The 19,925-nt window shown below is 63.7% G+C and carries 19 protein-coding genes; 1 reads left to right on the forward strand and 18 read right to left on the reverse strand.

The window, feature by feature from the left end:
- Positions 1–106: 106 nt before the first annotated feature.
- The 6 genes from JG739_RS20810 to JG739_RS20835 form a co-directional block, all read right to left on the reverse strand.
- Positions 107–649 carry a MerR family transcriptional regulator gene (locus JG739_RS20810; RefSeq protein ID WP_095485784.1) on the reverse strand — a complete coding sequence of 181 codons (543 nt, stop codon included), beginning with the start codon at positions 647–649 and terminating at the stop codon, positions 107–109.
- A 195-nt stretch (positions 650–844) separates the two neighbouring features.
- Positions 845–1,168: an integration host factor subunit alpha gene (locus tag JG739_RS20815; RefSeq protein ID WP_202363174.1), complete on the reverse strand. Its 324-nt coding sequence runs from the start codon at positions 1,166–1,168 to the stop codon at positions 845–847.
- A gap of 106 nt (positions 1,169–1,274) precedes the next feature.
- Positions 1,275–2,246 (reverse strand): beta-ketoacyl-ACP synthase III, encoded by a 972-nt coding sequence (locus tag JG739_RS20820; RefSeq protein WP_202363175.1) that lies wholly within the window; start codon positions 2,244–2,246, stop codon positions 1,275–1,277.
- 9 nt (positions 2,247–2,255) lie between these two features.
- Complete coding sequence (gene plsX, locus JG739_RS20825; RefSeq protein WP_202363176.1) at positions 2,256–3,326, reverse strand: phosphate acyltransferase PlsX; 1,071 nt, start codon at positions 3,324–3,326, stop codon at positions 2,256–2,258.
- Between the two features lie 149 nt (positions 3,327–3,475).
- The gene (locus JG739_RS20830; protein ID WP_202363177.1) at positions 3,476–4,039 is read right to left on the reverse strand and encodes a DUF177 domain-containing protein; all 564 of its coding nucleotides are present in this window, start codon (positions 4,037–4,039) and stop codon (positions 3,476–3,478) included.
- Between the two features lie 44 nt (positions 4,040–4,083).
- Positions 4,084–4,626: a ubiquinol-cytochrome C chaperone family protein gene (locus JG739_RS20835; protein WP_202363178.1), complete on the reverse strand. Its 543-nt coding sequence runs from the start codon at positions 4,624–4,626 to the stop codon at positions 4,084–4,086.
- A 114-nt stretch (positions 4,627–4,740) separates the two neighbouring features.
- On the opposite strand from JG739_RS20835, the gene JG739_RS20840 reads away from it, so the two are divergent.
- The gene (locus tag JG739_RS20840) at positions 4,741–5,289 is read left to right on the forward strand and encodes an outer membrane protein assembly factor BamE (RefSeq protein WP_202363179.1); all 549 of its coding nucleotides are present in this window, start codon (positions 4,741–4,743) and stop codon (positions 5,287–5,289) included.
- Between the two features lie 261 nt (positions 5,290–5,550).
- Here the strand turns inward: JG739_RS20840 and JG739_RS20845 are convergent, their stop codons facing one another.
- The 12 genes from JG739_RS20845 to JG739_RS20900 form a co-directional block, all read right to left on the reverse strand.
- The gene (locus JG739_RS20845; RefSeq protein ID WP_202363180.1) at positions 5,551–7,692 is read right to left on the reverse strand and encodes a sodium-translocating pyrophosphatase; all 2,142 of its coding nucleotides are present in this window, start codon (positions 7,690–7,692) and stop codon (positions 5,551–5,553) included.
- 629 nt (positions 7,693–8,321) lie between these two features.
- A complete protein-coding gene (locus JG739_RS20850) occupies positions 8,322–9,539 on the reverse strand; it encodes an MFS transporter (protein WP_202363181.1) in 1,218 nt (405 codons plus the stop codon).
- A complete protein-coding gene (gene nusB / locus JG739_RS20855; protein ID WP_202363182.1) occupies positions 9,536–10,036 on the reverse strand; it encodes a transcription antitermination factor NusB in 501 nt (166 codons plus the stop codon). Before nusB ends, JG739_RS20850 begins: the two co-directional genes overlap by 4 nt.
- Positions 10,033–10,527, reverse strand: a complete 495-nt coding sequence (ribH, locus tag JG739_RS20860) for a 6,7-dimethyl-8-ribityllumazine synthase (protein ID WP_202363183.1) — start codon at positions 10,525–10,527, stop codon at positions 10,033–10,035. The genes nusB and ribH overlap by 4 nt, the downstream gene beginning before the upstream one ends.
- Positions 10,528–10,895: 368 nt before the next feature.
- Complete coding sequence (locus JG739_RS20865) at positions 10,896–11,513, reverse strand: riboflavin synthase (protein WP_202363184.1); 618 nt, start codon at positions 11,511–11,513, stop codon at positions 10,896–10,898.
- Positions 11,514–11,632: 119 nt separating this feature from the next.
- On the reverse strand, positions 11,633–12,754 hold the full coding sequence (gene ribD, locus JG739_RS20870) for a bifunctional diaminohydroxyphosphoribosylaminopyrimidine deaminase/5-amino-6-(5-phosphoribosylamino)uracil reductase RibD (RefSeq protein WP_446720508.1): 1,122 nt from the start codon (positions 12,752–12,754) through the stop codon (positions 11,633–11,635).
- Positions 12,755–12,756: 2 nt separating this feature from the next.
- Positions 12,757–13,233, reverse strand: coding sequence for a transcriptional regulator NrdR (gene nrdR / locus JG739_RS20875; RefSeq protein WP_023798407.1), 477 nt, complete (start codon positions 13,231–13,233; stop codon positions 12,757–12,759).
- 229 nt (positions 13,234–13,462) lie between these two features.
- The gene (locus tag JG739_RS20880; RefSeq protein WP_244749498.1) at positions 13,463–14,230 is read right to left on the reverse strand and encodes a class I SAM-dependent DNA methyltransferase; all 768 of its coding nucleotides are present in this window, start codon (positions 14,228–14,230) and stop codon (positions 13,463–13,465) included.
- 345 nt (positions 14,231–14,575) lie between these two features.
- On the reverse strand, positions 14,576–15,163 hold the full coding sequence (locus JG739_RS20885) for a hypothetical protein (protein ID WP_342216417.1): 588 nt from the start codon (positions 15,161–15,163) through the stop codon (positions 14,576–14,578).
- Positions 15,164–15,245: 82 nt separating this feature from the next.
- The gene (gene glyA, locus JG739_RS20890; RefSeq protein WP_202363185.1) at positions 15,246–16,559 is read right to left on the reverse strand and encodes a serine hydroxymethyltransferase; all 1,314 of its coding nucleotides are present in this window, start codon (positions 16,557–16,559) and stop codon (positions 15,246–15,248) included.
- 118 nt (positions 16,560–16,677) lie between these two features.
- Positions 16,678–18,324: a Na+/H+ antiporter gene (locus JG739_RS20895; protein WP_202363186.1), complete on the reverse strand. Its 1,647-nt coding sequence runs from the start codon at positions 18,322–18,324 to the stop codon at positions 16,678–16,680.
- 108 nt (positions 18,325–18,432) lie between these two features.
- Positions 18,433–19,686: a L,D-transpeptidase family protein gene (locus JG739_RS20900; RefSeq protein ID WP_202363187.1), complete on the reverse strand. Its 1,254-nt coding sequence runs from the start codon at positions 19,684–19,686 to the stop codon at positions 18,433–18,435.
- Between the last annotated feature and the right edge of the window lie 239 nt (positions 19,687–19,925).

A 19,925-nucleotide genomic window follows, 5' to 3' on the forward strand; every position in this document is an offset into this window, starting at 1 on the left:
GGCACGTCGCATCAGAAGGTGGCCTGTGGCCAGCGTCAGGGATGATGGCTGCAGGCCGGCCGGCAGTGACCGTCAGTCAAAGAACCAAATCCCCTGTGCAGAGGGACTAGCGCACCTGATCGAGCAGGCGCTTGCATTCCAGAAGGTCGAACAGCGCCTCCTGCAGCAAAGCGCGATTGTCGCGCGAGAGTTTCGACGTGCCCGGCTGCACCGGGCCTTCGTCGTCGGTCTTGCCCAGGCCGAAAAAGCGCCGGCTGGGTTTCACCTTGGGCTCGCCGACCAGCATCTCGTCATCGGCGCCGCGCGGCTGGGCCGCCGGCGTCAGCGGCACCGCATCGGCCTGCCGGCGCTGCGAGATCGCCTCGACGGCCGCCATGTCGCCATTGCCGATGGCGACCAGGAAATGATTGCCGTTCTCGCGCAACAGCTTCTGCACACCCTTGATCGTGTAGCCCTGATCGTAGAGCATGTGGCGGATGCCCTTGATCAGTTCGACATCCTGCGGCCGGTAGTAGCGACGGCCGCCGCCGCGCTTCATCGGCTTGATCTGGTTGAAACGCGTTTCCCAAAAACGCAGCACATGCTGCGGCAGGTCGAGATCTTCTGCGACCTCACTGATGGTGCGGAAAGCGTCGGGGCTCTTGTCCATGGGCGAAATCCTCACGCTGGAGCATGGTCCCGAAAAGTCGGAATCGGTTTTCGGCCAGGATCATGCTCAACAAAGAGTCATTCCGATCCGGCTTGTTCCGCCGAATCGAGCCTTATTTCAGCGGTTTATGAAACAATATTCAAGCCCGGCGTCAAAGCAGGCGACCGTTTTCAACCGGGCTTTGAAGCACAGGCGCTATTTGCTGCCCTTGGCCTTGTTGATCTGGTGGGCGCGCAGAATGCGGTTCTTCAGCACATTCGACGATTTGAAGGTCATCACGCGGCGCGGCAGGATCGGCACTTCCTCGCCGGTTTTGGGGTTGCGCCCGATGCGCTCGTTCTTGGAGCGAACATGGAACGTCGCGAACGACGACAATTTCACCGTCTCGCCGCGAACGATCGCCTCGCAGATCTCGTCCAGAACCGCTTCGACGAGCTCGGCCGATTCAGTACGCGACAAGCCAACCTTGCGATAAACGGCTTCAGCAAGATCGGCGCGCGTAAGTGTCTTTCCCCCCATGCGAACCGTCCCCATCAGCTCAAAAAAACATAACTCTATATAAGCAAAGATAGAGCCTAAGTAATTGATCCGGCAAGGTCAAGGACCGAACCGGTCCGTTCGGCACTTACCAGCGAACCAGGACCGCGCCCCAAGTGAAGCCGCCGCCCATCGCCTCGATCAGCACCAGATCACCCTTCTTGATGCGGCCGTCGGCGACCGCCACCGACAGAGCCAGCGGCACCGAAGCAGCCGAGGTGTTACCGTGCAAATCGACGGTCACCACCACCTTTTGTTCTGCTATCCCGAGCTTCCTGGCGGAAGCGTCGATAATCCGCTTATTGGCCTGATGCGGCACGAACCAGTCGAGATCTTCAGCGGTGATCCCGGCAGCCGAAAACGTCGCCTCGATGACGTCGGTGATCATGCCGACCGCGTGCTTGAACACTTCGCGGCCTTCCATCCTGAGATGGCCCACCGTTCCGGTGGTCGACGCTCCACCGTCGACGAACAGCTTGTCCTTGTGAGCCCCGTCGGAGCGCAGGCTGGCCGCCAGCACGCCGTGGTCGGCAATGCCGCCCGCCCCCTCTCCTGCTTCCAGCACCATCGCGCCGGCGCCGTCGCCAAACAACACGCAGGTCGAGCGATCGCTCCAGTCGAGGATGCGCGAAAAGGTTTCAGAGCCGATCACCAGCACGCGTTTGGCCAGGCCGCCGCGGATATAGAGATCGGCCGTCGTCACCGCGTAGACGAAGCCCGAGCACACCGCCTGCATGTCGAAGGCGAAGCCGTGATGCATGCCGAGCCGGTTCTGGATGTCGACGGCGGTCGCCGGAAAGGTGTTGTTGGGCGTCGAGGTCGCCAGCACGATCAGGTCGATATCGGCCGGCGTCAGGCCGGCATTTTCCAGGGCTGCGCGCGCCGCCGCCTCGCCGAGCGAAGCCGTCGTCTCATCGTCGGCCGCGATATGGCGCTGGCGGATGCCGGTGCGCTGGGCAATCCATGCGTCTGACGTCTCGACCATGCCTTCGAAATCGGCATTCTTCATGATGCGGCGGGGCAGCGCGGCGCCTGTGCCGCGCACGACTGATCTGATCAAGGCTCTTTCCTATTCCTCTGCGTCGGCAACGACGTCGGATTTCCTGAATGTCTGGGCATGCGGATTGCGCGCATGGAACAGGTCGAGATCGGCTTCGATGCGATCGAGCAGGTTGTTGCGCACCATGTCGTAGCCAAGCTCGATCGCCGCCGCGAAGCCGTCCGAATCGGCGCCGCCATGGCTTTTCACCACGACGCCGTTCAGACCCAGGAAAACCCCGCCGTTGGAGCGGCCGACATCCATCTTTTCGCGCAGGCGATCGAAGGCGCCCTTGGCGAATACATAGCCGATCCTGGCCATCAGCGTGCGGTCCATCGCGGCGCGCAAGTAACCGGCGATCTGTCGTACCGTGCCTTCCGCAGTCTTCAGCGCGATGTTGCCGGCAAATCCTTCGGTGACGACCACGTCGACCGTGCCCTTGCCGATGTCGTCGCCCTCGACGAAACCATGGTAGTTCATCGAGGCCATGTTGGCCTCGCGCAACATGCGGCCCGCCTCCTTGACCTCTTCCTGGCCTTTGATCTCCTCGACGCCGACATTGAGCAGACCGACGCTCGGCCGTTCGATGCCGAAAACCGAGCGCGCCATGCCAGTGCCCAGAATGGCAAAATCAACTAGTTGATGCGCATCCGCGCCGATGGTGGCGCCGACGTCCAGCACCACGCTTTCGCCGCGCAATGTCGGCCAGAGCGCCGCGATCGCCGGACGGTCGATGGTCGCCATGGTGCGGAGGCAGAACCTCGACATCGCCATCAGCGCGCCGGTGTTGCCGGCCGAGATGCAGGCGTCGGCAGTGCCTGCCTTGACCGCCTCGACCGCTTTCCACATCGATGATTTCCAGCGGCCATGGCGCAGCGCCTGGCTCGGCTTGTCGTCCATCCGGACTGCTACCTCGCAGTGGATGAACTCGCTCACTTCCGCCAGCTTTGGCAGCTTTGCCAGTTCGGGGCGCACTGCCTCCTCGCGACCATAGATGACGAAGCGGATGTCGGGACGCCGGGTCGCGACCGTCATGAGCGCCGGGATGACCACGCTTGGTCCGTGATCGCCACCCATGGCATCGATGGAAATCCTGATCACGCGGTGTTCATCTCACAGTTAGCTTGAGCGAGCGGCAAGCGCTGGCAACGAATTTGTCGCTGGCAACGGGTTTGGGGCTCGCGAAGGTTCGGCGAAAATAGCGTTTTTGGGCTGCCGCACAACCGGCTTTCTCCGATTGGGTCGGGTTTTCAGGATTTTCCCAGCAGGGAACGCAGCTTTTGCTGGAATTCGCTTTCCGCAGTCCCGGCATCGTCGGCAGCCTCCATCGAAACGCCTTGCTTGCGCGGATAGGGATCGATCGCCAACCCAAAGAACTGTTCGGCGAGCGCCCCGACATTGATTGAATTGCCGGAAAATGTTTCCGGACTGTCCGGCCCTTCGGCATCGAGCATTATCTCGCCGCCGCCCTCGAAACCCTGCCGCCCGAGCTTCGACTGCTCCGGCAGGAACAGTGCGTCAACCGCCTCGTCGATATGCGCCTCGATCGGATCCAGGGTGACGATGCAGGCCTGGGTGATATCGGCCTCGACGCGGCCGCTGACCTTGACGCCATTGCGCTTCCATGGCGCCACCAGCAGTTCGGCGCGGTAGTTCTCGACCGAGAGCAAGTCGTGCTCGCCTGCCAGCGCGGCGCGCTGCGCGGCGTCGGCCTCGATCTGCACCGGCAGGCCCTTTTGCGGCAGCCGGGCGACGTTGGCCACGAAGGACACGGGGCTCCGGCGATCGGGGCTCGGGGAATCGGCGTGTTTCATCTTTTCCTTGGATAGTCTTGTTTCTTGGATAGGCTTTGTTTCTCTTAAATAGTCTGGGCCACGGGGAATGCCACAGTGCCGGAAACAATCGATTCGGTCGGCTGTTCGGCGAGTCGTCTGGCGGCATCGGCGACGTAGCCGGCCAGATGCGTCGCCTGCGGCCAGGTGGCGGCATCGGGCCTGACATTGCGGTCAAGCGCCGCGACGAGGGCGTCATGGTCGTTTCGTTCCAGCGCATCGTCATAGGCGGCGGTGCGGCCATAGAACATCTTCGCCAGTTTCTTCATGCGTTTCGGCACGCCGACGTCGCCGATGCCGAGTTCCCGCAGCGAATGCTCGACATCCATGAAGAACTCGTCGATCAGCACCTGGGCGACCTCCCCGGCAACACCACCCTCGCCGCGCAGCCGGTGCTGGAACAGGAACATGTGCAGCGACAGCATCTCGAAGCGGCCAAGCGGCGTGTCCGGGACATTCCAGTCGGAATAAAACACGGTTTGCCGCGCCGCTGCCACGATTTGTGCGTAGAGCGCCTCGGTGATAGCGCGGTTGGCGTGACGTTCGCGACCAAAAAGGCGCTGGAACATTGAGGGTGGTCTCCCGGGGACCGTTTGTTGAAGTGGCCTTGTTGCATCGGCGAGCAAGCTGGTTTACCGGTTTTGCGGCCCAGCGCAAGTTGCGGCCAGCTAATGGAGTTGTAGTTGCGCGCGCTGAAATTCAAGTCGACTTTTCTGCCCAGGTCCGCTTTTCCGAGATCCGCCGGCGCGATCTCGCTGCTGGTGGTTGCTTCGGCGCTTTGCGCCTGCAACTCGTCGAAGATGATCGGTGATCTCAATCCGAGCGAGACGCTGACGCAGGGCTACGTCATCGACCAGCAGGCGATCGACCTGGTGCCGGTCGGCTCGAGCCGCGAACAGGTGCTTCTGGCGCTCGGCACCCCGTCGACCAAGGCGACTTTCGACAACGAGGCCTTTTATTACATTTCACAGACGCGCAAGCGTTACGTCGCCTTCGACAAGCCTAGGCTGGTCGACCAGAAGGTGTTGGCCGTCTATTTCGGCGAGGACGGGCGCGTGACCCAGATCGCCAATTACGGCCTGAAGGACGGCAAGGTGTTCGACTTCATCTCGCGGACCACGCCGACCGGCGGCAAGGACCAGAACTTCCTCAGCCAGATCATCGGCGGCGCCAGCAAGCTGGCGCCCGGCCTCCCCGGCGGCGGCGGCGGCGGCGCCACGCCCGGCACCTGACCCATCCCAGCCTCCTTCCTTTTGCTTCCCTGGAAGCAGCAACATCTCAGGCGACCGAAAACCCGCGGGAGCGATCCTGCGGGTTTTTGTTTTGAGACAGCAAGCCAGCGTCGCAGGCTCCGGGCCGCAGACGACTTGAACACGAGCTTTGGAGCGTCACGGGCGTCAATGCCCTGATGCGGGACGTGCAAAATAGAAGAACCCGCGGGATCGCTCCCGCGGGTTCGGTTGTGTATTTCGGCCCCGGAAGGCCGAGCGGCCTCAGCCGTGCGCGAGCACGGCCAGCAGCAGCAGGGCGACGATGTTGGTGATCTTGATCGCCGGGTTGACTGCCGGACCGGCGGTGTCCTTGTAGGGATCGCCGACGGTGTCGCCGGTCACCGAGGCCTTGTGTGCCTCGGACCCCTTGAGATGCTTGACCCGGTCCTTGTCAGTAAAGCCGTCCTCGAACGATTTTTTCGCATTGTCCCAGGCGCCGCCGCCAGAGGTCATCGAGATGGCGACGAACAGGCCGTTGACGATGACGCCGAGCAGCGAGGCGCCGAGCGCCGCAAAGGCGGATGCCTTCGAACCCGAGATCAGCAGCACCCCGAAATAGACGACCAGCGGTGCCAGCACCGGCAGCAGCGACGGAATGATCATTTCCCGGATCGCCGCCTTGGTCAGAAGATCGACCGCACGCGCATAGTTCGGCTTCGAGGTGCCGGCCATGATGCCCGGATCCTCGCGGAACTGCTTGCGCACTTCTTGGACGATGGCGCCCGCCGCACGGCCGACAGCGGTCATGGCGATGCCGCCGAACAGATAAGGGATCAGACCGCCGAAGATCAGACCGGCGACGACGTAAGGGTTGGAGAGGTCGAAAGAGACTTCGCCCATACCCTGGAAGTAAGGATATTTGTCGCTATTGGCGGCAAAGAACTTCAGGTCGTTGGAGTAGGCCGCAAACAGCACCAGCGCACCGAGCCCGGCCGAACCGATGGCGTAACCCTTGGTCACCGCCTTGGTGGTGTTGCCGACGGCATCGAGCGCATCGGTCGACTGGCGCACTTCCTTGGGCAAGCCGGCCATTTCGGCAATGCCGCCGGCATTGTCGGTGACGGGGCCGAAGGCGTCGAGCGCAACGATCATCCCGGCAAGGCCAAGCATTGTGGTGACTGCGATCGCCGTGCCGTAGAGGCCGGCGAGCTGGTAGGTCGAAATGATGCCGCCGACGATGACGATCGCCGGAAGTGCCGTCGATTCCAGCGAGACCGCAAGGCCCTGGATGACGTTGGTGCCGTGGCCGGTGACCGAAGCCTGGGCGATGGAGTTCACCGGGCGTTTGTCGGTGCCGGTATAGTATTCGGTGATCACCACGATGAGGCCGGTCACCAGAAGGCCGATCAGGCCGCAGATGAACAGGTTCGCGCCGGTGATGGCCATGCCGGCGACCGTGCCGATCTCGCCCCAGCCCAGCGTTGCCGAGGTGGCGATGCCGAGGCCGACGATCGACAGCAGGCCGGTGACGATCAGGCCCTTGTAGAGAGCGCCCATGATCGAGCCGTTGGAGCCGAGCTTGACGAAGAAGGTGCCGACGATGGAGGTCAGGATGCAGGCGCCGCAGATGGCCAGCGGATAGAGCATCGTGGCGCTGAGGACGGCGGTGCCGCCGAAGAAGATGGCGGCGAGGACCATTGTGGCGACCACGGTCACCGCATAGGTCTCGAACAGGTCGGCGGCCATGCCGGCGCAGTCGCCGACATTGTCGCCGACATTGTCGGCGATGGTGGCCGGATTGCGCGGATCGTCTTCGGGAATGCCGGCTTCGACCTTGCCGACGAGATCGCCGCCGACATCGGCGCCCTTGGTGAAGATGCCACCGCCGAGACGGGCGAAGATCGAGATCAGCGAGGCGCCGAAGCCGAGTGAAACCAGCGAATCGATGACGACGCGGTCGTTGGGCTGAAGGCCCATGAATTGGGTGAGGATCAGATAATAGATCGAGACGCCGAGCAGCGCCAGGCCAGCGACCAGCATGCCGGTGATGGCGCCCGACTTGAAGGCGATCTCGAGGCCGGCTGCGAGGCTGTTGGAAGCCGCCTGCGCGGTGCGCACATTGGCGCGCACCGAGACGTGCATGCCGATGAAGCCGGCGGCGCCCGACAGAACGGCGCCGATCAGGAAGCCGATGGCGGCGGTGATCGAAAGCAGCCACCAGGCGAGCAGCAGGACCACGACGCCGACGATGGCGATGGTGGTGTACTGGCGCGCCAGATAGGCCTGCGCGCCTTCGCGGATGGCCGCGGAAATTTCCTGCATGCGTGCATTGCCCTGATCGGCCGCGAGGACCGATTTTGTCGCCCAGATGGCGTAAAGGACTGAAAGCAGACCGCAGGCGATGACAGCTGAAATTATGGTCATTGCCGGATTTTCCTCGATTGATGACCCAAAAGAACCCCTCCCTGGGCCGTTGAGACGGGGAGCGGATTCCGCACGCAGAATCCGCTCTCCTCGCATCGGCTTATGCGAAACAGGGGTGCGAACGTCAAGATATTGTTCGGTTTTTGCCCGGCTTTCGCCCAAAAGCCCCAGCTTTCGCTCGAAAGCCCCCGGCTTTCCACCAAAGCAATGGGCGGCAACACGCTTGCGATCGCCGCCGCCCGATTGGATCGCTCGAAATCGGTTTCGTGGTCGTCAGCCTTCGCGCAGGTCGTGACGCTCGGTTGAGCCGCTATCTTTCACGTCAGAACCCGGCCGGGTCATGGAAATCGCTGTTTGAAATCCATTTCCGGCAAGGAGCTCGCGCGTGCGATGGCGGCGACTTGAGGACTGACGTCAGGACCGTCGCGCTCCGTCGCGCCCCCCTCTGTCCTGCCGGACATCTCCCCCACACGGGGGGAGATCGGCAGCTTCATTGCCGCTGATCCATCTTCGTCGTTGGCGATTGGCGAAAGCCGAGCTGGCATCCAATCTCCCCCCACGTGGGGGAGATTGGCCGGCAAGCCAGAGGGGGGCGCCTCGCACCGGCGTCTATCGAACCTTGTTCGGGGTCATGCGCTGGTCGGCCGCGCGGTCATCTTCAGCACGCCCAGCGCCACGAAGCACAGCACCGTCACCGGGAAGATGATCCAGTTCAGCATCTCCCAGCCCCAGGCGTTGTAGACCGCGCCCGACATCAGCGAGGCGAAGGCGACGGAGCCGAACAGGACGAAGTCGTGAAAACCCTGGACCTTGGCCTTTTCGGATGGCCGGTAGCTGTCGGCGACCATGGCGGTGGCGCCGATGAAGCCGAAATTCCAGCCAAGGCCAAGCAGGATCAGCGCCGTCCAGAACTGCCACAGCGCCAGGCCCGACAGCGCCACCACGGCGCAGCCGATCAGCAGCACAAGGCCGGTTGCGACAATCCGTTCGGCGCCGAAGCGATAGATCAGCGCGCCGGTGAAGAAGCTCGGCGCGAACATCGCCATGACATGCCAGGAAATGCCGAGCGTGGCGTCGTCCGTCGACAGGCCGCAGCCGACCATGGCGAGCGGCGAGCCGGTCATGACGAAGCTCATCAGCGCATAACTGCCGACGGCGCAAAACAGCGCTGCCACGAAACGCGGCCTGGTGACGATCTCGGCGAGCGGCCGCGCGTCGCTGTCGGCGATTTCCGCTTTGCCCGTCGCCTTGGCCGGGATGCGCAGCAAAGACAGGATGGCGGCGCCGACCGCCGCCAGCACCAGGATGGAGGCAAACGAGCCGGCAAACATCACCGGCGCAAACAATTCGCGGGTGAAGATGACGATCTGCGGCCCAAGGATGGCGGTGACGATGCCGCCGGCCAGCACAAAGGAGATGGCGCGCGCCTTGAATTCAGACGGCGCGTTGTCGGCGGCGGCGAAGCGGAATTGCTGGACGAAGGCACCGCCGATGCCGATCACCGACAGGCCGAAGGCAAACAGCCAGAAGCTGGCCTGGAACAGCGCCAGCGTGGCAATCAGACCACCGAGCGCAGTGACGATCGTCCCGGTCATGAAGCCGTCGCGCTGGCCGAGCCGACGGATGATGGCCGCGGCCGGCAGGGCGCCGAGCGCCACGCCGACGTTGAAGCCGGTGATCGGCGCCGTCGCCAGCGACTTGTCGGAGCCGAGCAGGTAGTGCCCGGCCAATCCACCCACTGAAATGGCGATGGGTGCGGCCGAGCCGATGATCGCCTGCGAAGCGGCCAGGATGAGCGCCGTGCGGCGCGCTTCCCTGGCGGCCTCGGCGATGGCGACGGCGGTCATGAAGCGTCCTTGCCACGCCCTTCGCCGCGCACCCGGCGCGACACGCGATCGAGCACCGCGTTGACCAACTTCGGCTCGTCTTCTTCGTAAAACGCCTTGGCGATGTCGACATATTCCGAGACGATGACAGCCACCGGCACGTCGTCGCGCTTCATCAGCTCGTAGACGCCGGCGCGCAATATGGCGCGCAGCGTCGAATCGAGCCTGGACAACGGCCAGTCCTCCGTCAGCGCCTGGCGGATGATCGGATCGATGGTCTTCTGGTTCTCGACGACGCCGGCGAGGATGGCGCGAAACCATTGTGCGTCGGCCTCGCGATAGAGCGCGCCATCGACTTCCTTGCCGAGCCTGAACGCCTCGTATTCGGCGGTGATCTCGAAGACGCCGCTGCCGGCCACATCCATCTGGTAGAGCGCCTGCACGGCGGCCAGACGGGCTGCACCGCGCTTGTTGGCGTGGCGCACCGCGGGCTGGCCGGGCGATGCGGGCTCGCTCACGATCGCTCTCCCAACTGTTGCTTGAGGGCAATCATGGTCAGCGCCGCACGCGCCGCAAAGCCGCCCTTGTCGCCTTCCGAACGCCTGGCCCGCGTCCAGGCCTGCTCGTCATTTTCGGTGGTCAGGATGCCGTTGCCGATGCAGACCGCTTCCTGCACGGACAGGTCCATCAGGGCACGGCTCGATTCATTGGCGACGATGTCGAAATGATAGGTGTCGCCGCGCACGATTGTGCCGAGGGCGACAAAGCCATCATAGCTCGGCCCGCCTTCGGCGGCGCCGTCGAGCGCGAAGGAAATCACCGCGGGAATTTCGAGCGAGCCCGGAACGGTGACGACGTCGTATGTCGCGCCCGCTTCCTCGAGCGCGCTGGTCGCGCCTTCGAGCAGCGCGTCGGCAAGATCGTCGTGGAAGCGTGCCTCGATGACAAGAAGGTGGGCCTGCTTCTTCGGCCGAATGAACGCTTTGCCGTGTTGGGATGTGCCAGCCATAGATGTCTCCGGGATCGCCGGTGACTTAGGCCGAAGCCGGTTTGATCGCAAGCAGAAGATTGGTGGAGATGCGGGAGGTGCCTTATTATCGGGTTTCCTCCGAAGCCGGCGCTGCCCCTCACTGCCCTGCCGGGCATTCCTCCTCGCAAACGGGGAGAAAGAGGCTGGCTGCGACGCCTGCGCCCTTCTTGCATCGCTGGCAATTGGCGAAACCATCGATGACCGCGCCCCTCACCCGGTTTACGGGGAGAGGTCGCCGGCAGGCAGGTGCCAACGGAACGGAATAAGGCGGGAATTAAGTTAGCGGTGCTCGTCCTGTTCGGACCAACCGTGTGAATCCATGCCGCTCTCCGGCAGCAACAACGGCCTTAAAGTCCCTCTTTCGCAGCCTCCGCCAGCCGCGCCGCGTAGCGGGCCATGGTGTCGATCTCGAGGTTGACACGGTCGCCGACATCGCGTTCGCCCCAGGTGGTCACCGTCAGCGAGTGATGGATCAAGAGCACGTCGAAACGCGTGCCTTCGACCTTGTTGACGGTGAGCGAGGTGCCGTCGAGCGCGACCGAGCCCTTGGGTGCGATGAACTTGGCCAGATCGCGCGGCGCTTCCAGCGTGAAGCGCACGGCATCGCCCTCCTCCTTGCGTGCGACGATCTCGGCTGTGCCGTCGACATGGCCTGAAACAATGTGGCCACCGAGTTCGTCGCCGATCTTCAGCGCCCGCTCCAGATTGATCCTGGTGCCGGATTTCCAGCCCATCGCCGTCGTCAGCCTGAGTGCCTCATCCCAGGCCTCAACCTCGAACCAGCGCGAGTTGGCGCCGCTTTCCGGCAGCGCCGTCACCGTCAGGCAGACTCCGCCGCACGAGATCGAAGCTCCAATGGCGATCGTCTGCGGGTCATAGGCGGTGTCGATGCGCAGGCCGACGCCCTCTCTCAGCGGCTTGACGGCAGCGACGGTGCCGACATCGGTGACAATCCCGGTAAACATCAGATCCTGTCTTCTTGTTTGGCCATGATCTTTTCCGAAACCGGTTCCCACTTTTCGGGATCATGGCCTCGATTGTTTGGCCATGATCTTTTCCGAAAACCGGTTCCCACTTTTCGGGATCATGGCCTTATCCACTCGGCGTAGCTGTCTTCGCCGAAACGCATGTCGCGCAATTTGCGAAATCCTGCCGGGATATGGTTGGCGTCGATGGGTGATGCAATGCCGCGCTTGCCGATCGGCTCCTGCCCCTGGAACAGCACGATGCGGTCGACCAGCCCCTCGGCGAGGAAGGCCCCGGCCACCTTGGCGCCGCCCTCGACCAGCACGCTGGCCATGCCGAGCGCGGCCAGATCCTCAAGCAGTTCCGGCAGCGCAATATCGCCTTCATACGTCTCGGTGCCGATGAAGCGCACGCCGGCGCGTTCGAGCGCGGCCCGCCGGTGCGGGTCGGCTTCGGCACAGGCGGCGACATAGAGCGGAACCCGGTCGACGCCGGCGACCAGTTTCGACGTCTCCGGCAGCCTGATCTGGCGGTCGAGCACAATGCGCGCCGGCGAGCGGTTCTCCAGCCCCGGCAACCGCACCGTCAGCGCCGGATCGTCCTCCAGCGCCGTGCCGATGCCGATCAGCACGGCGTCGGCTTCGGCGCGCATCAGATAGACTTCGCGCCGGGCGATGTCGCCGGTGATCGAGACCTGCCCCGCGCCTTCCATGCCGATCTTGCCGTCGCTGGAAAGCGCAAGTTTCAGGATCACTTCCGGACGTTTTTTCAGAGATCGAATGAGATAGCCGGCCATCTGCTCGGCGGCTTCTGCCAGCAGCACCTTTTCGACCACTTCGACACCGGCGGCACGCAGGATCGCATAGCCGTTGCCGGACACGCGTGGATCGGGGTCGCTCGCAGCCCCAACCACGCGCGCGACGCCGGCATTGACCAGTGCACTGGCGCAAGGCGGGGTGCGGCCATGGTGGGCGCAGGGCTCCAATGTGACATAGGCGGTGGCGCCGCGTGCGAGCTCGCCGGCCTCCGCCAGCGCCTCGGTCTCGGCATGTGGCCGGCCGCCGACAGCGGTGACGCCGGAGCCGACGATCATCGGCCCGGCGCCGTCGTCGCGCACGATCAGCGTGCCGACGGAAGGGTTGGTCGAGGTCCGCCCGGCGTTTTTCCGCGACAGCCTCAGTGCCGCCGCCATGAAGCGGCGATCAAGAACCTCTTGCTCGGCTTGGCTGCGCCTTGTCATGCTCAGCCGGCGTCCTCTTCCTTGAGCTCGTCACCTTTGAGCTCACCCAGCACGTCGTGGAAATCCTTGGCCTCGCGGAAATTGCGATAGACCGAGGCGAAGCGTACATAGGCGACGTCGTCGAGCGACTTCAGCGCCTCCATCACCAGGCGGCCGACCTCGCCCGAGGCGACCTCGGTCTCGCCGGAGCTTTCGAGCTGGCGCACGATGCCGGTCACCGCGCGGTCGATGCGCTCGGGATCGACATTGCGCTTGCGCACGGCGATCTCGACCGAGCGCAGCAGCTTGTCGCGGTCGAACGGCACCTTGCGCCCGGATTTCTTCACCACCACGAGGTCGCGCAACTGCACGCGCTCGAAGGTGGTGAAGCGGCCGCCGCAATCGGGGCAGACGCGCCGCCTGCGGATCGCCGCACCATCTTCGGCGGGGCGCGAATCCTTCACCTGCGTATCTTCGGACTGGCAGTAGGGACAGCGCATGGACAGCCTTGTGTTCGCGATTCTGGTGGAGCGAAAGGCTTAGAGGTTTTTGCCGCAACGGCAAAGTATCGGGGTGGCCTCTCGCGCGCCTCAGAGATAGCGAGGCGCGAGAGAAATTGCCAGCGCCATGCCGGACGGTAGTGTCTCAGTTTTGAATTTCTGCTGTGGGTGGTTCACCGCGCTCTGTCTCGCCGATCGGAACGAGCCGGTTGCCGACTAAACTGCCTTCCTATGTCGGATTCAGCGGTCCGCGAAAGACCCCTCCTAGCCTCCGACCTTCTGCCAGACGGAGATGTGCTTGTCGCTGACCTGCGTGAAACGGCTCCTTTTTCCAGCCGCTCCAGCGGTGTTGGAGCGTTAGACCGGCAAGCCGCGCCATGAGGTCGAACTCAGCCGGCCAGGCATAGCGGAACGGAACTGAGAAGCGCTCAAATCTCCCGTTCCGGAGCCAGATGTGATGGGACGAGAAGTTCTGGCTCACCACGTCGAACTCGTCGAGGCCCCAATGCGTCTCGCTGTGGTCGAACGCCAGGATGGTCTCCCCGACCGGAAGCCGCTGAAGCGGTGGGACACCGACCTCGATCAGGAAGTACCCACCGCGTTCAAGATGCGCGGCCGCGTTGCCGAAGCAGGCGACCTGAGCGTCCTGCGATGTCAGGTTGTTGATCGTGTTGAAGACCAGATAGACGAGCGAGAATCGCCCCGCGACGCGCGTCGTCGCCATGTCGCCGATTGCCACCGGGATCTCCGCGCCTCCCTTTTTCGCGCGAAGGCGGGCCACCATCGGCCTCGAAAGCTCGATGCCTTCCACCTGCACCCCCCTGCGTGCGAGCGGAAGTGCCAGGCGACCCGTCCCGATCGCAAACTCCAGGACACGCCCGTCTCCGGCGAGTTTGGCCAGGAGATCGACGGCCGGGTCGACGACCTCTGGGGCCGACATCCCGTCGTCATCGTAGGTCGCCGCGACCTTTTCATCGAAATGTCCGTCGTCATGCATCTTGTCTGCCTTTCTGATGGTGATCTGCTCCAGGGCGAGGCTGGGCCAGCGCGCCGAGGCGTGACGCGCCAGACGCGCGGCGCGGCTTGCGCAATGACAGGCGTACTTTGGGACACTTCAGCAGACTATCTTGCACAAGAACGGTCGCTTGTTTCCCGTCGAACTCTATTCAACGACCGAAGGCATAACTTCAGTCGGAACCCGACGAGTCTCGTTGAAGCCGGACATCATTGCGTCTTGCCGAAAGTCGTAGAGGGGCTCAATCGATCCTTTCATCGCGGCTGTTGCGAATGACGGCCAGGGGTCGTTAGTCGAAATTCAAACCGAGACGACAATACCGGCCGATTACGGCGCGACGTCAGCAGTCGGGAACCCACATGACACGCCGAGGCTGCGATAGGCCTTGGTGAAGCCGTCCATCGATACGGTCGCGACCGGGGTGTCGGAGAAGACGATATCGAGCGCGCTGGCGCGGCGCATGGCACGCAGCAGCGCCAGGCTGATCTCGGGCTTGTTGTTCAACATCCATTTTCCGCCGGCACCGGCCATGGCATCGACGGTCGCCTTGACCTTGCCGTTGCCATCGCCGAACACCGCCGGAATGTTCTCGCCAGTCGGCAAGTCCTTGTTCTTCATGGCGATGACAAGGGTCGGATAGCCGTTGGGCGGCAGCGCATCATCGTTCGAGATGGCAAGCGTGAGCGTGCCGCTGGTACCGCTCGCGTCGAGAAAGGCACTCGAGGCGACGCAGGTCTTGCGCAGATCCCCACCGGTATCGATCTCGTCCACCGTGGTGGACCAGTTGCCGAAGGTCTCGGTCTTCGGTGCGGCTGGGGTGGGCGCAGACTGTGCCAGGGCGGCGGACGGCATGGTAGTCAATGTGACCAACACGCCAAGCGCGCCAAAGCCAGCGACACGGAAAATCTGCATCATCGTCAAGGCTCCTTTCCGGACTCCGTCCCCGCTGAAAAAGTGCTTCTCGTCGGGCCGATAAGGGACGACACTTTGCGTGAGCTCAACCGAGATAGGGATAGAGCGGAAAACGATCCGTCAACGCGGCCACCTTCGCCTTCACCGCGGCTTCGACGGCTGCATTGCCTTCATCGGAATTCGCGGCCTTGAGCCCGTCCAGCACCTCGGCGATCAGCTTGCCGATCTCGCGGAACTCGGCCTGGCCGAAACCGCGCGTGGTGCCGGCCGGCGTGCCGAGGCGCACGCCCGAGGTGACGAACGGCTTTTCGGGATCGAAAGGGATGCCGTTCTTGTTGCAGGTAATGTTGGCGCGGCCAAGCGCTGCCTCGGCACGCTTGCCGGTGGCGTTCTTCGGCCGCAGGTCGACCAGCATCAGATGGTTGTCGGTGCCGCCGGAGACGATGTCGAGACCGGTTTCCTGCAGGCTGGAGGCCAGCGCCTTGGCATTAGCGGCAACGCTCTCGGCATAGATCTTGAAGCTTGGCTTCAGCGCTTCGCCGAAGGCCACAGCCTTGGCGGCGATGACATGCATCAGCGGACCACCCTGCAGGCCTGGAAACACCGCCGAGTTCATCTTCTTGGCGATGTCCTCGTCATTGCACAGGATCATGCCGCCGCGCGGACCGCGCAGCGACTTGTGCGTGGTGGTGGTGACCACATGGGCATATGGCAGCGGCGATGGATGCACGCCGCCGGCGACCAGGCCGGCGATGTGGGCCATGTCGACCATCAGATAGGCGCCGATCGAGTCAGCGATCTCGCGAAAGCGCTTCCAGTCCCAGACGCGCGAATAGGCGGTGCCGCCGGCCAGGATCAGCTTCGGCTTGGTTTCGTGAGCAGTCTTCTCGATCGCATCCATGTCGACCAGTTGATCGTCCCTGCGCACACCGTAGGAAACGACCTTGAACCATTTGCCGCTCATGTTGACCGGCGAACCGTGCGTCAGGTGGCCACCGGAATTCAGGTCGAGCCCCATGAAGGTGTCGCCGGGCTGCAGCAGCGCCAAAAAGACCGCCTGGTTCATCTGGCTGCCGGAATTCGGCTGGACGTTGGCGAAGTTGCAGCCGAACAGCTTTTTCGCACGCTCGATGGCCAGTTCCTCGGCGACGTCGACGAACTGGCAGCCGCCATAGTAGCGCTTGCCCGGATAGCCCTCGGCGTATTTGTTGGTCATGATCGACCCCTGCGCTTCCAGTACGGCGCGGGAGACGATGTTTTCCGATGCGATCAGCTCGATCTCGTGGCGCTGGCGGCCGAGTTCGTTGCGGATCGCGCCGAAAATCTCCGGATCGGCATCGGCTAGCGTGGTTTCGAAGAAGGATTCGAATTTGTTCGACACTGCCGCTGCTGTTGCCATGCTTGAGATCCTTGTCGTCCGGGGGGTCTGCCGCGCCATTAACACAGTTGCTTTCGCCCCGCCACGTTTGCGGCGCGAAATTTGCTGGTCGGATTGCGGCAGCGAGGCCAAACGCCGGCTATTTCCTCGCCTGCCGGCCCTTCAGCAAGGCCTCGGTGAGCGTGATTTCGGTAAACAGCGCCCGCATCGTATGATCGTTGATCTCGCGACGGCGAAACATGGCGCGCACCGCCTTGCGCTCGGCCTCGATGCCGGCGAGCCTCATTTCGAGCTCCAGCCGTCCGGCTTCCCGTGCTTCGGCGCGCGCTTCATCGGCCTCGTCGGAGGCGGCGATGCGGCGACGGTAACCGGCGACGATGCTGTCGGCCGCCGCGAGCCGGGCGCCGGGCACCTCACCTTCGTCCCCGTCTTCAGCGCCCGCGATGGCCTCGATGCGGGCGATTGCGGCATTGGCTGCGCCGACACGCGCCAGGCGTTCCTCGGCGGCACCTCGATCCTCGCCCGGCTCGACCAGCCCGCGCGCTATCCAGGGCAGCGTGAGGCTGGCGATGGCCAGTGAACAAATGATGACGCCGGCGGCCAGGAAGATCACCACGTCGCGGGCCGGAAAGGGCGAGCCGTCCGGCATAGCGAACGGCAGCGACAGGATGCCGGCCAGCGTTATGGCGCCACGCACGCCGGCCACCGAGCCGGCGAGGAGAATACGCAGTCCGAACGGCTCCGCCTTGCGCTTGCGCAATCGCGCCACGACGCAGGCTGCGGTGTCGCCAATCCATATCCACAGGAAGCGCAGCGCGATCAGGCACAGCGTCAGCGCCAACATCGTCAGGATCGGCTGGATCACCGGATGGCGGCCGCTGAGCTCGGGCGGCACATTGCCGATGATGTCGGGAAACTGCAGGCCGAGCAGGATGAAGAGAGCACCGTTGAAAACGAAGGACAGCGTCGTCCACAGCGACATCGTCTGGATACGCGCCGAAACGCCGAGGAAGCGGAAAATTCCGGAAACGCCGGTCAGAACCCCGGCGGTGACCGCCGCCAGGATGCCCGAAGCGCCGACATGCTCGGCGCCGAGATAGGCGACGAATGGCAGCAGGATCATGACCAGCACCTGCGCCTCGGCCGGCACGCCGCCGATGCGGTTCAGCAGTTGCAGCGCCTTGGCGGCAACGAACAATGCCACCACGCCGGCCAGGATGCCGACTGCCACGGCATAGACGAAAGTCAGAGACGCCGCGGCGAAGGAAAAGCTGCCGGTCAACACTGCCGCCACCGCGAAACGGAACATGACCAGTCCCGACGCATCGTTGAGCAGCGACTCGCCTTCCAGAATGTGCATCAGCCGCGCCGGAACCACGTTCTTGTCGACGATCGAGGACACGGCCACTGCGTCGGTCGGAGACAGCACCGCGGCGAGCGCGAAAGCGACGACGAGCGGAACGCTCGGCACCAGCCAGTGCAAGGCGTAGCCGAAGCCGACGATGGTGAAGAAGACCAGCCCGATGGCAAGGTCCAGTATCGGCCCGCGCAGCGCCACCAGTTCGCGCTTCGGCGCACCAAAGGCGTCGCTGAACAGCAGCGGCGGAATGAACACCAGCAGGAAGAGCTCGGGGTCGATCTCGACATGGATGCCGCGCATCGGCCAGGCGAGTGCGGCGCCTATGGCAATCTGCAGCACCGGCAGCGGCACCCGCACCAGCCGGGCCAGTGCCCCGGAAACGGCGACGAAGACGAGCACGACCAGAATGAAGATGGCGACTTGCATGGCCCTGTACCGAACGGCGCTTTCCGGACCCGGCGCAAAGCGCGCCCTTCAACCGGATACAAAAAGGCCGCCCTCACCGGCGGCCCTTTCGGTAAAAAGATCAGTGGTTTAGAGCGCGGACGTGATCTGCAGCTCGTTGGCTCCGTCGAGCCCATAAATGTCGTCGCGGAACTGCACGACGCCAGGACCCGTCGACCAGGCCGAGATGTAGAGGAAAAAGACCGGCACCGGATTGGTGACCTGCACCGGGATGTTCTCGCCGCTCTTGATCGCCGCCTCGAAATGCTGGCGGCTCCAGCCCGGCGTGTCGCGCAGGATCCAGGTGACGAGGTCGCGCACGTTCTGGACGCGCACGCAGCCCGAGGAATCGAAGCGCATCATCTTGCCGAACAGGCTCTGCTGCGGCGTGTCGTGCATGTAGACGCCGTCCGGACTCGGGAAATTGATCTTGACGGAGGCCATTGCATTGCCGGCGCCCGGATCCTGGCGAAAGCGGTATTTCTCCGCGTCGTCGGTCGACCAGTCGACGGTCAGTGGATCGACCTCGCTGCCATCCGGCGCGAACAGCCGGATCTTGCTGTCCTTGAGATAGTTGGGGTCCTTCCGCATCAGCGGAATGATGTCCTTGCGCACGATCGAGACCGGCGCGTTCCAGTAAGGATTGACGATGATCTCGTTGATCTTGGAATCGACGATCGGCGTCTGGCGATCGATCTTGCCGACAACGGCGGTGTGGCGCAGCACGACGCGGTCGTTCTCGACCGCTTCGATCTGGGCGCCAGGGATATCGACCAATACATAGCGGTTGCCCAGCGTACCGGCGCGTTCGTTCAGCCGCTGCAGATTGGTCTGCAGCTGGCCAAGCCGGACCTGCGCCGAGACATTCATCGCCGCATAGCTATATTGGCCCAGGGTCCCGTCGGAAGGCAGGCCATGACGCGCCTGGAAGCGCTTGACCGCCGCATCGACATAGGAATCGAAGGCCTCTGAAAGGCCGGCGCTCTGCGCCAGGTCGCCCGAAACCATCAAGCGCCTGCGCAATGGCACCACGTCGGGATCGATGACGCCGAGTTGCAATTTCTTGGTGTCCGGGACCGGCTCCCAGCCGCCCTGCGCGACAATATTCTGATACTGCGCGATCGCCTGCTCGGTGTACGCTACGGTCTGCAGGCTGACGATCGGCAGCGTCGAGGCCACCTTGCCGCCCTCGCTGGCGCGGGCGTCGAACTGGTCGTTCCAGTTGCCGCGGCCAGAGGATTTCAGGATATCGGCGATCACATCCTGCGCGCTGGCGCCACCGGCAACCATCGTTGCGGCTAACGCGGAGGCTCCGGAAAGGAAGAAACGGCGACTGGTTCTCATGTACGCTCCAGATATTTTTTCACCGGGCGATCCGCCCGCACGCTAGGCCGCCCGCATTCTAGGTCGGCGCCCTTAACAATTAGCCAACCATGCTATGCTGCTGGGCGAGAACGCGCCGGCGCGACGCGCTTTCAGAGAGGCGGTTGGCGGGGAGACGGTTTGGCTCGCGCCGTAACATCACCCGCATTCTCGCTTTCACCGGGAATATGGCGGCAACGTGACCCTGACCGCGATTTGGA

Source organism: Mesorhizobium sp. L-2-11 (assembly GCF_016756595.1).
Classification (GTDB): Bacteria; Pseudomonadota; Alphaproteobacteria; order Rhizobiales; family Rhizobiaceae; genus Mesorhizobium.

Excerpts from the sequence above, each read along its gene's own strand:
- JG739_RS20845 (WP_202363180.1), bottom strand. The coding sequence starts at position 7,692 with ATGACCATAATTTCAGCTGTCATCGCCTGCGGTCTGCTTTCAGTCCTT.
- JG739_RS20850 (WP_202363181.1), bottom strand. The coding sequence starts at position 9,539 with ATGACCGCCGTCGCCATCGCCGAGGCCGCCAGGGAAGCGCGCCGCACG.
- JG739_RS20900 (WP_202363187.1), bottom strand. The coding sequence starts at position 19,686 with ATGAGAACCAGTCGCCGTTTCTTCCTTTCCGGAGCCTCCGCGTTAGCC.
- JG739_RS20815 (WP_202363174.1), bottom strand. The coding sequence starts at position 1,168 with ATGGGGGGAAAGACACTTACGCGCGCCGATCTTGCTGAAGCCGTTTAT.
- JG739_RS20880 (WP_244749498.1), bottom strand. The coding sequence starts at position 14,230 with ATGCATGACGACGGACATTTCGATGAAAAGGTCGCGGCGACCTACGAT.
- JG739_RS20810 (WP_095485784.1), bottom strand. The coding sequence starts at position 649 with ATGGACAAGAGCCCCGACGCTTTCCGCACCATCAGTGAGGTCGCAGAA.
- JG739_RS20885 (WP_342216417.1), bottom strand. The coding sequence starts at position 15,163 with ATGATGCAGATTTTCCGTGTCGCTGGCTTTGGCGCGCTTGGCGTGTTG.
- JG739_RS20865 (WP_202363184.1), bottom strand. The coding sequence starts at position 11,513 with ATGTTTACCGGGATTGTCACCGATGTCGGCACCGTCGCTGCCGTCAAG.
- ribD (WP_446720508.1), bottom strand. The coding sequence starts at position 12,754 with ATGACAAGGCGCAGCCAAGCCGAGCAAGAGGTTCTTGATCGCCGCTTC.
- ribH (WP_202363183.1), bottom strand. The coding sequence starts at position 10,527 with ATGGCTGGCACATCCCAACACGGCAAAGCGTTCATTCGGCCGAAGAAG.
- JG739_RS20835 (WP_202363178.1), bottom strand. The coding sequence starts at position 4,626 with ATGTTCCAGCGCCTTTTTGGTCGCGAACGTCACGCCAACCGCGCTATC.
- JG739_RS20830 (WP_202363177.1), bottom strand. The coding sequence starts at position 4,039 with ATGAAACACGCCGATTCCCCGAGCCCCGATCGCCGGAGCCCCGTGTCC.
- JG739_RS20895 (WP_202363186.1), bottom strand. The coding sequence starts at position 18,324 with ATGCAAGTCGCCATCTTCATTCTGGTCGTGCTCGTCTTCGTCGCCGTT.
- glyA (WP_202363185.1), bottom strand. The coding sequence starts at position 16,559 with ATGGCAACAGCAGCGGCAGTGTCGAACAAATTCGAATCCTTCTTCGAA.
- nrdR (WP_023798407.1), bottom strand. The coding sequence starts at position 13,233 with ATGCGCTGTCCCTACTGCCAGTCCGAAGATACGCAGGTGAAGGATTCG.